The sequence below is a fragment of the Phenylobacterium sp. genome, assembly GCF_004799395.1.
Classification (GTDB): domain Bacteria; phylum Pseudomonadota; class Alphaproteobacteria; order Caulobacterales; family Caulobacteraceae; genus Phenylobacterium.
Map to the genome: position 1 here is coordinate 21310 of NZ_SSMZ01000276.1, position 10337 is coordinate 31646.

Consider the following 10337-nt stretch of genomic DNA (forward strand, 5'->3'; position numbering starts at 1 on the left):
ACGTCCGCGTTCAGGGCGCGGCGACCTCACGCAGGATGCGGCTGCCGATCTCGCTGCGCTGGGCGGCGAGGTGCTCCTCCGGGTTGATGGAATAGAGTCCCTTCAGATAGGCGACGTCGTAACGGCTCAGACCCGGCGGATCGGCGCCCGTCGGGCAATCTGGGTTCAGGAAATCGAGGATCGTGGGCAGTTCGCTGCAACCCTTGGCCTGGGTGGCGTGCGCCAGGCTCAGCATGGTGGCGCTATCGGAGATGGCGCCGATCTGATGGCCGACGATCGCGGTGGCGTCGATCACCACCAGGACGCCCATGAACTGGCTGGATATGCGCGACGTGAGCCGGCTGCCGGCGGTCCCGCCAGGAAGCCGGTGGAATTCGTCGTCGAGTTCGACCTCGCCCCCTTCGGGCGCCGTGCCGGTCATGTACCAGGCCTGGATCGGATGGTTCACGGTCGCCAGCCGCTGGGCCTGGGCGGCGTAATGGAAGCCGAGCATCTGCGGATGATGTTTGCGCACATTGTCCATCAGCGTCTGCGGCGTGGTGGTGAAGACAATCAGCAGGTTGGTCTTGCAGGGAAAGTTTCGATTGGGATGTTTGTCGATCGGCGCGCCGACGCTGGCGGCCACTGCCTTCACTCGCGCCGTGACATAGGCGTCGAAGGGCGCGGTCAGGCCGCCGGTCTGCGGGCACACCGGCCCGGCCCACCGCGACAGCTGATCGATGCGGCTGATGGCGCTGTGGGCCTCGACGAAGCGGTTGACCAGGGTCGGCAGCTTCTCCTGCTCCGCCTTCGGCGCCACGACGGTGAGGGTATCGACGGTGGGGGAAGCCGCAGTGGGCGCCGGCGTTGGCCCTTCCACTCGTTCGGACGCTGTTCGAGCCGAGGCGCTCAAAGCCGTCAGCGATGCGGCTAAGATCAAGGCCAATCTGCGAGCGCTGGTCGTCATCGGCGTTCTCCGCGCCATGGCATTCGAGGCCAGGGTGGCTGGGTCGTCAACCTTGGCGACCGATCGGGTGTCTAGTGGGTGGCGGAGCCTGACATCTCGCGCAGGATGCGGCTGCCGATCTCGCTGCGCTGGGCCGACAGGAAGTCGGTCGGCTCGGTGGAATACAGCCCCTTGAGAAAGCCCAGGTCGTAGGGCGTCAGGCCCGGCGGGTCGTCGCTGGCCGGGCAGGTGGGATTGAGCAGGTCGAGGATGGTCGGCAGCTCGCTGCAACCCTTGGCCGGCGGGACGTGCATGAGGGTGAGCATGGCCGCGTCATCGGCGACGGCGCCGATCTCGTGGTCGGCGACCTTGCCGGAATCGATCACGACCAGCACCGCGACGAACCGGCTGGTCAGCCCATCGCTTAGGCGGCTTCCGGCCGCGCCGCCGGGCATCGGGAGAAACTCGTCGTCCAACTCCGGCTCCTGGTGCTTGCCCTCAGTGCCGGTCATGTACCAGGCTTGGATCGGCCGGCTCACCGTCGCCAGCCGCTTGGCCTGGGCGAAATAGTGGAAGCCCAGCATCCGCGAATGGTGGTTGCGGACGTCGTCCATCAAGCCCTGCGGGTCGGTGGAGAAGATGATCAGCACATTGGTTTCACAAGCGGCCCCGGGACGCTGATCCGGCGCCCCGACGCTGGCGGCGACGGCCCTCACCCGGGCCGAGACGAAGGTGTTCATCTCCGGGGCGAGGCCAAAGGTCTGCGGGCATACCGGCTTCGCCCAGCGGGAAATGTGGTCGGTCCGTCCGGGAACGCTGTGTCCCATGACGAAGCGATTCACCTTCTCCGCAAGCTTCTCCGGTTCGGGCTTGGGCGCCTCGACGGTGACGCCTTCGACGGTGGTGGACGGCGAAATGGGCGGGGCCGCCGAAGAGGCGGCGGCGGACGCCAGGAGTGCGGCGGCGATCAGCGGCAGGGCTCCGCGCGAGACCATGGCCCTAGGCTGTCGTGCGGGTCGGCGCTGCGAGCTCGCCGCCCACCGCGCCGTCGGCCAGCCGCTTGATGAAGGCCTCGCCGCCGGGCATGTCCCACAGGTTGCGCTCGCCAGGGCCCGAGCCGCCCAAGGCGCGACCGCGCAGGCGCCCTGCGGGATCGACCACCAGCAGGCAGGGCAGGGTGGCGCTGATCACCGTGGCGCCGGGCGGCGCCTTGAACCCCGGCGGTGGCGGGCTGTTGGCCAGGGCGTGCATCAGCGCGCCGCCATCGGGGCTGGCGTCCAGCAGGGTGTCGATATCGGCGCCTGGCAAGGCTGCAAGCCGGCTCTGCGCGTCGGCGACGGAATGCAGCGTCTTCGAGCCCGTGACGATCGGCGCGATCTCGAACCTCGGATTGCGATAGCTGCGGTTCAGCCGCGCCAGCGCTGGCATCTCCGCCAGGCAGGGCGCGCACCATTCCGCCCAGAGCGCCACGAGCATGGTCTTGCCACGCCACGCCGCGATGGATTGCGGTCCGCCGGGACCCAGCAGTTCCAGCTCTTCCGGCCAGACGGCGTGGCCGGCCGGGGCCACGAATCGCCGAGCCGCGGTGTTGGCCGCCAGCGGGCTGTCGGCGAAGGCCGGCGTTTCGGACCAGGCGATGGGCGGCGACCTGCCGCTCGCCGTGGCGATGGCGGGCGAGGCGAGCGCAGCCCCCACTCCCGAAAGCACCGAACGGCGCGTGGCCTCCATGGCGTCCCTGTCTCCCCAAGCGCGTGCGATCGCGCCGCTACACCATCCCGGCCTTGCGCAGGGTCTGGTAGGCCTTGATCACCCGCTGCAGGCGGTTCTCGCCGGCCCGGTCGCCGCCGTTGGCGTCCGGGTGCAGGCGGCGGACCAGCTCGGTGTAGCGGGTGCGGATCTTCGGGCCGTCGGCGTTCACGTCGAGGTCCAGGTCGGCCAGGGCGTTGCGCTCGATCTTGCCGAGATGGCGGTCCTCGGCCTCGGGCATCGGCTTGCCGCCGTTTTTGCCGAACAGGTTGAACGGGTCGCGATAGCCCTCGCCCTTGCGGAATTTATTGGAGAAGGCGGCGGCCTCGCGGCTCATCCGCCCGGCCTTCATCTCCCAGGTGGGACGGCCGCCGGTGAACAGTTCGTCGGTCTGGCGGCGGCGGATCTCGGCCTCGCTGAGGCCCGCGAAGAAGTTCCAGTTGCGGTTGTATTCCGCCGCGTGCGGCTGACAGAACCAGTAGTGCTCGTTCAGCATGTCGCGGGATTTCGGGGCCCGCGCGGTGGCGGCCTTCAGGCAGCCGGGGTGGTCGCAGGCCCGTTCGCCGGGCTTCAGGGCGTTCACATCATTGGCGCGTGCGTCCTCCTCCTCCGAGGGCGGTCGCACCCGGATGTCGACAAAACGCGGCTTGTATTGAAACGCAGCGGGCATGGGCCAAGTATGGAGGCGAGATAATCCCTTTCAAGAATTGAAGATACGGACGATGGGCGCCATATTTGATGCCATCCAATCGAAACTGACCTTGGCCTTCGCGCCGACCCGTCTGGAAATCCAGGACGACTCCGCACGTCATGCGGGTCACGCGGGCGCCCATCCGGACGGGGAGAGCCACTTCAACGTGCTGATCGAGTCCGCGGCTTTCGAAGGCGCAGCCAAGGTCGCCCGCCAGCGCATGGTCTATCGCGCGCTCGCCGACGAGCTGGCCGGGCCGCTGCATGCGCTGTCGGTCAAGACTCTGGCGCCGGGCGAAGCCTAGGGCCTGCTACGATTTTCAAGAGCCGCCGATCGTGCGGCCGACATCTCGGGGAGGCCTTCGTTTGAAGACCACGATCACCGTCAACGGTCAGGCGCGCGCGCTCGACGTCGACCCGCGCACCACCCTGCTCGACGCGCTGCGCGAACATCTGCGGCTGACCGGCAGCAAGAAGGGCTGCGACCACGGCCAGTGCGGGGCCTGCACGGTCCTGGTGAACGGCGTGCGGATCAACAGCTGCCTGTCGCTGGCGGTGATGCACGACGGCGACGCGGTCACCACCATCGAGGGCGTCGGCGCGGCCGGGAAGCTCAGCCCCCTCCAGCAGGCGTTCCTGACCGAGGACGCCTTCCAGTGCGGCTATTGCACGCCCGGCCAGATCTGCTCGGCGCTCGGCATGCTGCAGGAGGTGGCCGACAACTGGCCCAGCCAGGAGACGCGCGACCTGACCGGCAAGATCCGGCTCACCGACGACGAACTGCGCGAACGGATGAGCGGCAACATCTGCCGCTGCTCGGCCTATCCGCAGATCGTGGCGGCGATCAAGTCCGTGGCTGGAGAAGTGGCATGAGGCCGTTCACCTACGAGCGCGCGACCGACGCCGCCGCGGCGGTGAAGGCCGCCGCCGAAACGCCCAACGCCAAGTTCCTGGCCGGCGGCACCAATCTGCTCGACCTGATGAAGCTGGAGATCGAGCGTCCGGCGCATCTGATCGACGTCGGCCGCCTGCCGATGGCCGCGATCGAGGACACGCCGGAAGGGGGATTGCGCATCGGCGCCATGGCCACCAACAGCCACGTGGCCGCTGACGCCCGGGTGCGCGCCCGCTATCCGGTGCTGACCCAGGCCATCGTCGCCGGAGCCTCGGGACAACTGCGCAACAAGGCCACCACCGGAGGCAACCTGTTGCAGCGGACCCGGTGCGCCTACTTCTATGACACCACCAAGCCCTGCAATAAGCGTGAGCCCGGCTCCGGCTGCGGGGCGCTGGAAGGGCTAAACCGCAACTCGGCGATCTTCGGCGCCAGCCATGCCTGCATCGCCACCCATCCGTCGGACATGGCGGTCGCCCTGACCGCGCTCGGCGCGACGGTCGAGACCCTTTCGCCCTCCGGGCGGGCGCGGGCCTTCCCGATCCTGGAGCTGCACCGCCTCCCGGGCGAGACCCCGGATGTGGAGACCCATCTGGTCCCCGGCGAACTGATCACCGCTGTCGTCCTTCCGCCGGCGCCTCTGGGCGGGCAGGTCTATCGCAAGGTGCGCGACCGAGCCTCCTACGCCGGCGGCCTGGCCAGCGTTGCGGTGGTCGGCGGCAACCTGGCGCTGGGCGCGGTGGCCCACAAGCCCTGGCGCGCGGTCGACGCGGAAGCGGCGCTGAAGGACGGCGCCTCGCCCGCCGAGGCCATCGGACGAGAGCTGGAGGCCGCCAGCGAGAATGGCCGCAACGGCTTCAAGATCGACCTCGTCAGCCGCCTGGTCCCGGCGGCCATCGCCGAGGCCCGCGAACAGGGAGCGAGGCCATGAATTCCGTCCTCGACTGGGAAGCCACGCCCAATCCGGTCAAGACGAACCGCGCGGGCAATATCGGCAAGGCGGTCGACCGCTACGAAGGCCCGCTCAAGGTCACCGGGACCGCGCCCTACGCCTACGAGGTCGAGCCCCCGTCGCCGCCGGCCTATGGCGTCCTGGTCTCCGCGCCCATCGCCAAGGGCCGAATCACCCACGTCGACACCGCCGCCGCAGAGGCCTCGCCGGGCGTCCAGCTCGTCTGGACCTACAGGAACGCCCCGGCCCAGGGCCCTCGGCCCGAGCGCTATGACTTCTTCACGCCCTCGCCGCGGCCGGCGCTGGATTCCGATCAGGTCTACTACTTCGGCCAGCAGGTCGCCGTGGTCGTCGCCGACACCCTGGAAAACGCCCAGGCCGGCGCCGCGCTGGTGAACCTGACGTTCGAGGATGGCGCCAAGGCGGTGGCATTCCACGACCACTTCGACGAGGCCGTCCAGCCGCCGGGCGAATCCGATGTGGAGATCGGCGACTTCGAGGCGGCCTTCGCCGCGGCGCCCGTTACCGTCGACGAGGTCTGGCGCACGCCCCTGCAGAACCACTGCCAGATGGAGCCCTGTGCGACCACCGCCTGGTGGGACGGCGATCAGCTGACGGTCCACACCTCGGTGCAGATGGTGCGCTTCGCCCAGAACTCGCTCGCCGAGACCCTGATGGTGCCGCACAAGAACGTGCGCCTGTTGACCCGTTACGTGGGCGGCGGCTTCGGCGGCAAGGGCTCGTTCTACGAGGACCTGGTGCTGGCCTCGCTGGCGGCGCGCGAGCTCGGCCGGCCGGTGAAGATCGCGCTCTCCCGTCAGCAGATGATGCACGGCACCGTGCACCGCCCGGCGACCGACCTCCACGTGCGCTTAGGCGCCACGCCCGACGGCAAGCTCACCGCCATGTCGCTGATGACCGTCACCCACTGCGACCGGCGCGGCAGCTTCACCGAGCACGCCTCGAACTTCGCGCGGAACCTCTACGCCGCGCCCAACCGGCTGACCGGGCACCGCCTGATCCGGCTCGACCTGCCGGTGGCCAGCGCCATGCGCGCGCCGGGCGAGGCGTCCGGCACGCTCAGCCTGGAAGTGGCCATGGACGAGCTGGCCGAAAAGCTCGGCATGGATCCGGTCGAACTGCGCATCCTCAACGAGCCGCCGACCGACCCGGAAACCGGCAAGCCGTTCTCGATCCGCCAGCTGGTGCGCTGCATGCGCGAGGGCGCGCAAACCTTCGGATGGGACAACCGCAACCCGACGCCGGGCCAGGTCCGCGACGGCCGCTGGCTGGTGGGACTGGGCATGGCGGCCGCGATCCGCGGCAACTTCCTTTTGCCCGCCAAGTGCAGCTTCACCGTCGACGCCGAGGGTGTGATCACCGTCAAGCAGGGCATGACCGACATCGGCACCGGCACCTATACGGTGCTGGCCCAGATCGCGGCGGAGACCCTGGGCGTGCCGCTGGGCGACGTCCGCGTCGAGATCGGCGATAGCGAGCTGCCGCCCGCGCCCGGTTCCGGCGGCCAGTTCGGGGCGGCCACCGCCGGCTCGGCGGCGCTGGACGCCGGCATGAACCTGCGGGCCGCCATCGCCGAGATCGCCGTCGCCGATCCGGCGTCGCCACTGTTCGGCGGTCCGTCCGAGGACATCACCTTCCAGGACGGCGTCATCGCCATCGCCAACCGCTCGGAGCGGCTCTCCGACCTGATCCGCCGCAACCGCCCAGAAGGCCTGACCGCCGAGGGCGAGGTCCGTCCCGCCGCCGACGCCGGGATGTGGAGCTCGCACACCTACGGCGCCCACTATGTGGAGGTTGGGGTGGATACCGTCACCGGCGAGGTGCGGACCCGAAGGATGCTGGGTGTCTTCGCGGCGGGCCGGATCCTCAACTACAAGACCGCCCGCAGCCAGCTGACCGGCGGGATGATCTGGGGCGTGGGTTCGGCGCTCACCGAGGGCAATGCCGTCGACCCGCGCTACGGCTCGCTGATCAACCAGGACCTGGCGAGTTACCTTGTGCCGGTGCAGGCCGACATCGGCGAGCTGGACGCCATCATGCTCGACGAGGTGGACGACAAGGCTAACCCCATGGGCATCAAGGGTGTCGGCGAGCTCGGCATCTCCGGCGCCGGCGCCGCGGTGGCCAACGCCATCTACAACGCCTGCGGGGTCCGGGTGCGTGATTACCCGATCACCCCGGACAAGCTGCTGGCGGCGCTGATGGCTAAGGGCCTCTAGGCGGCCGGGAGCGCGCTCACGGCGGCCAAAGCCGTCGCGCCATGCCAGGCGCGGCGGGCTTCGGCCATGTGCAGGTCGGCGGCCTTGCCGTCCCCCAGCTTGCGTTCCGCCTGGGCCAGGATGGTCAGGGTCACCGGATCGGCGCGCCAGGTCTTGAGCGTCTGGCGGGCCTGGGCCGCGGCCTCATCGGCTTTGCCCTGTTCCAACAGGGCCGCGGCGTAGCTGCGGCGGACCGGATACCACCACCCCGGCGGGTCGCTGAGCCTGCCCAGCACGCGGTCCTCGATCTGGGCGGCGCTGCTGAAGGCCTTGGCGGCGTCGGCGGGTTTGCCCTCGGCCATCGCCGCGCGGCCGGCGAGGACGAGCTTCGCCACATCCACCATGGCGTCCATCTGCGTCCCGTAGGAGCCGAGCGCCTTGATGTCCGCCGAAGGGGTCTCGATCGCCGCGAGTTCACGCCGCACGCCGGCGGCGTCGCCCTTGCGCGCATAGGCCTCGCCGCGGGCGTAGCGATACATCGCCCGCAGGTATCCGCGGTCGGCCGCCGGTTCTGGCAAGGCCAGCACCTCGTCGGGCGCCGCGAAGCGCCCCTCTGCGAAATAGGCGGTTCCGATCACGAACTGATCGAACGACCCGATCGACCTGGCCTTGGCCGCATGGTCGAAGGCCGATTGGGCTTGGCTCAGGGCCGCGGCTCCGTCGCCGCTCATCAGCGCCGCGCCGGTGGCGAACTGGACGTTGTGGGAGTGGTAGGTCAATCGCCAGGGATCGCCGCCTAGCCCCTGGCGGGCGGCATTGTCGATGTCGAGCTTGATGGCCGACTGGTTGGCCCGCACCGCGTCCTCGTAGCGGCCCACGATATAGTAGGTGTGCGAGGGCATGTGAGTCAGGTGGCTGGCCGAGGGCGCCAGCCTTTGCAGGGTGTCGGCATAGGCCTCCGCCTGGCCCCCGAAACCGCTCATCTCCGTGGCGTGGATGTAGAAGTGGATGGCCCCGGTGTCGTCGGGTTTGCGGCGCAGGGCCCCGCCGATCAGCTCCAGGGCGCGGGGCAGGTTTTCCCGCGTCTCCCTGTTGGCCGCGGGGATCATCCAGCTGTCGGCGGCGACGATGGCGATCTCGTTGTCGGTGGGGTTCTCGCGGGCCAGCTGGTCCATGGCGCGCGCGAAGGCGTCGTCGCCGGGGCCCATGCCGCCGCCTTTACGGTAGCGCAGTTGCAGCGCCGCGATCAGCTTCTGCTCGCTTGCCGGCCCGTCCTTTGCCAGAGCGGCGGCCTTGTCGGCGAGGTCGGCGAGCTTCGCCTGCTCCTTGTCGTCGACGGTGTAGTTGATGGTCGGGCCGCGCGCCCAAGCCTCGCCCCAGGCGCACATGGCGCAGGTTGGGTCGAGCTTCTCAGCCTCCTGGAAGGCGGCGATCGCCGGCTTGTGGGCGAAGGCGTGGGCCAGTTGCATGCCGTTGTCGAAATAGGCCTGCGCCTGCGGGCTGGCGGTGCGCACGACAAAACCGCCTGAGCCGTAGCCGGCGAGGATCTTCTGGCCCGGCGGCGAGGCGCTGACGGCCGGCGTCGTCTCGGGCGCGGCCGCGCCGCAGATGTGCCCGATCACCGGGTCCGGCTGCACGTCCGCCGCGGTGATCGTCGGGCCAAGCGCCAAGAGCGCGCCGATCGCCAGTGCTCTCCGCATCCCAAGCCTCCCACGCTGCGGTCCAATCCAAACGCGGTCTGGGGCAGCCGGTCAATCGAGCCAAAAATGTTCAGGCGGCCGCCCGCCGGTCGGCATTTCCAAAATCGCATAACAGTGATGCGAATTCGGCGTCTTTTACCATGTCGCGACGTACCTATCTCAGGCGTCTTGAAGGCAGAGCTTTCGAGACTTTGAGGAGACGGGACGTGAAACTCATACTGCCGCTGGCGTCGCTGGCTGGCGCCTTGACCCTGCTGCTTGGCGGCTGGGGCGCAGGGGCCCTCAGCTACCTTTAGCTTCCGCTGAGCCGACCTTGGCGCGCAGCTCTGCGAGCACGCGGGCCAGGTCGCCTTCGCGGAAGGGTTTCTGCAGCACCGGCGTACCTCGGTCGACGTCCCTCAACCCCGCATCTCCATAACCTGTCGCGAAGGCGAATGGCCGCCCGCGCGCGCGCAGCAGGTCGGCGAGCGGGAAGATCGGCTGGCCGCCCAGGTTCACGTCCAGCACTGCGCAGTCGAGTTCGCTGGACTCGGCCAGTTCCATGGCTTCGTCCAGCCGCGAAGCGGGCCCGACCACGGTGCAACCCAGGTCGGTCAGCATGTCCTCGATCAGCATCGAGACCATCATCTCATCCTCCACCACCAGAACACGTAGGCCGGCGAGTTGGGCGGTGTCGGTCATTCCGTGGGCTCCAGGGCCTTCAAGGCGCAACGTGAGGTGGACACCAACAGACGTTGCCATATCTGATCAAGCGCGATCTTCAGTTGCGTCGGGCAGCCGACGCAGGCGTTCAATCGTCATCGCGCTCCGCAGCCGGCCAGATCTGCAGGCGGGTGACGCGATTGACCTTCCGCTCCAGCACGGTGAACCGGCGGCCGTGGAAGGTGAAGGTCTGGCCCGGATCGGGGATGCGCCTCACCTCGTGGATCAAGAGGCCCGCCACCGTCACCGCCTCGTCGTCAGGCAGGTCCCAGTTGAGCGCGCGGTTCAGATCGCGGATGGTGACGGCGCCGTCGACGACGACCGAGCCGTCCTCGGCTGGCTTTACGCCGCTCACCGCCTCGTCGTGTTCGTCCTCGATCTCGCCGACGATCTCCTCGAGGATGTCCTCCAGCGTGACCAGGCCCTCCAGCGCACCATATTCATCCACCACAAGGGCGAAGTGGGTGCGGCGTTTCAGAAAGGCGGCAAGCTGGTCCTTCAGGCTGGT

Annotated in this window: 11 protein-coding genes; 4 read left to right on the forward strand and 7 right to left on the reverse strand. The window is 69.0% G+C overall.

Translation table 11 applies throughout. The features are described from left to right. Nucleotides 1-10: 10 nt before the first annotated feature. From E8A12_RS17865 to E8A12_RS17880, 4 genes are all read right to left on the reverse strand, one after another. A complete protein-coding gene (locus E8A12_RS17865) occupies nucleotides 11-859 on the reverse strand; it encodes a hypothetical protein (RefSeq protein ID WP_293371310.1) in 849 nt (282 codons plus the stop codon). A gap of 158 nt (nucleotides 860-1017) precedes the next feature. Then, nucleotides 1018-1920 carry a hypothetical protein gene (locus E8A12_RS17870; RefSeq protein WP_293371312.1) on the reverse strand — a complete coding sequence of 301 codons (903 nt, stop codon included), beginning with the start codon at nucleotides 1918-1920 and terminating at the stop codon, nucleotides 1018-1020. Nucleotides 1921-1924: 4 nt separating this feature from the next. Continuing rightward, the gene (locus E8A12_RS17875) at nucleotides 1925-2653 is read right to left on the reverse strand and encodes a TlpA disulfide reductase family protein (RefSeq protein WP_293371314.1); all 729 of its coding nucleotides are present in this window, start codon (nucleotides 2651-2653) and stop codon (nucleotides 1925-1927) included. A gap of 37 nt (nucleotides 2654-2690) precedes the next feature. Further along, the gene (locus E8A12_RS17880; RefSeq protein ID WP_293371316.1) at nucleotides 2691-3341 is read right to left on the reverse strand and encodes a J domain-containing protein; all 651 of its coding nucleotides are present in this window, start codon (nucleotides 3339-3341) and stop codon (nucleotides 2691-2693) included. Nucleotides 3342-3393: 52 nt separating this feature from the next. On the opposite strand from E8A12_RS17880, the gene E8A12_RS17885 reads away from it, so the two are divergent. The 4 genes from E8A12_RS17885 to E8A12_RS17900 all read left to right on the forward strand — a co-directional run bounded on the left by E8A12_RS17885 (nucleotide 3394) and on the right by E8A12_RS17900 (nucleotide 7448). Next, the gene (locus E8A12_RS17885) at nucleotides 3394-3666 is read left to right on the forward strand and encodes a BolA family protein (RefSeq protein WP_293371318.1); all 273 of its coding nucleotides are present in this window, start codon (nucleotides 3394-3396) and stop codon (nucleotides 3664-3666) included. 61 nt (nucleotides 3667-3727) lie between these two features. Next, nucleotides 3728-4234 (forward strand): 2Fe-2S iron-sulfur cluster-binding protein, encoded by a 507-nt coding sequence (locus E8A12_RS17890; RefSeq protein ID WP_293371320.1) that lies wholly within the window; start codon nucleotides 3728-3730, stop codon nucleotides 4232-4234. Continuing rightward, nucleotides 4231-5187 carry a xanthine dehydrogenase family protein subunit M gene (locus tag E8A12_RS17895; RefSeq protein WP_293371322.1) on the forward strand — a complete coding sequence of 319 codons (957 nt, stop codon included), beginning with the start codon at nucleotides 4231-4233 and terminating at the stop codon, nucleotides 5185-5187. Before E8A12_RS17890 ends, E8A12_RS17895 begins: the two co-directional genes overlap by 4 nt. Beyond that, complete coding sequence (locus tag E8A12_RS17900; RefSeq protein WP_293371324.1) at nucleotides 5184-7448, forward strand: xanthine dehydrogenase family protein molybdopterin-binding subunit; 2265 nt, start codon at nucleotides 5184-5186, stop codon at nucleotides 7446-7448. Before E8A12_RS17895 ends, E8A12_RS17900 begins: the two co-directional genes overlap by 4 nt. Here the strand turns inward: E8A12_RS17900 and E8A12_RS17905 are convergent. From E8A12_RS17905 to E8A12_RS17915, 3 genes are all read right to left on the reverse strand, one after another. Then, nucleotides 7445-9127: a hypothetical protein gene (locus E8A12_RS17905; RefSeq protein ID WP_293371326.1), complete on the reverse strand. Its 1683-nt coding sequence runs from the start codon at nucleotides 9125-9127 to the stop codon at nucleotides 7445-7447. The genes E8A12_RS17900 and E8A12_RS17905 overlap by 4 nt on opposite strands. A 282-nt stretch (nucleotides 9128-9409) precedes the next feature. Beyond that, nucleotides 9410-9808 (reverse strand): response regulator, encoded by a 399-nt coding sequence (locus E8A12_RS17910; protein ID WP_293371328.1) that lies wholly within the window; start codon nucleotides 9806-9808, stop codon nucleotides 9410-9412. Nucleotides 9809-9917: 109 nt separating this feature from the next. Continuing rightward, nucleotides 9918-10337 (reverse strand): transporter associated domain-containing protein (locus E8A12_RS17915; protein ID WP_293371330.1); only part of this gene is annotated, 420 nt, incomplete at its 5' end.

What these genes read in the sequence shown, in the direction of transcription:
- E8A12_RS17870 (WP_293371312.1), bottom strand. Translation starts at nt 1,920, where the DNA reads ATGGTCTCGCGCGGAGCCCTGCCGCTGATCGCCGCCGCACTCCTGGCG.
- E8A12_RS17875 (WP_293371314.1), bottom strand. Translation starts at nt 2,653, where the DNA reads ATGGAGGCCACGCGCCGTTCGGTGCTTTCGGGAGTGGGGGCTGCGCTC.
- E8A12_RS17880 (WP_293371316.1), bottom strand. Translation starts at nt 3,341, where the DNA reads ATGCCCGCTGCGTTTCAATACAAGCCGCGTTTTGTCGACATCCGGGTG.
- E8A12_RS17885 (WP_293371318.1), top strand. Translation starts at nt 3,394, where the DNA reads ATGGGCGCCATATTTGATGCCATCCAATCGAAACTGACCTTGGCCTTC.
- E8A12_RS17895 (WP_293371322.1), top strand. Translation starts at nt 4,231, where the DNA reads ATGAGGCCGTTCACCTACGAGCGCGCGACCGACGCCGCCGCGGCGGTG.
- E8A12_RS17900 (WP_293371324.1), top strand. Translation starts at nt 5,184, where the DNA reads ATGAATTCCGTCCTCGACTGGGAAGCCACGCCCAATCCGGTCAAGACG.
- E8A12_RS17905 (WP_293371326.1), bottom strand. Translation starts at nt 9,127, where the DNA reads ATGCGGAGAGCACTGGCGATCGGCGCGCTCTTGGCGCTTGGCCCGACG.
- E8A12_RS17910 (WP_293371328.1), bottom strand. Translation starts at nt 9,808, where the DNA reads ATGACCGACACCGCCCAACTCGCCGGCCTACGTGTTCTGGTGGTGGAG.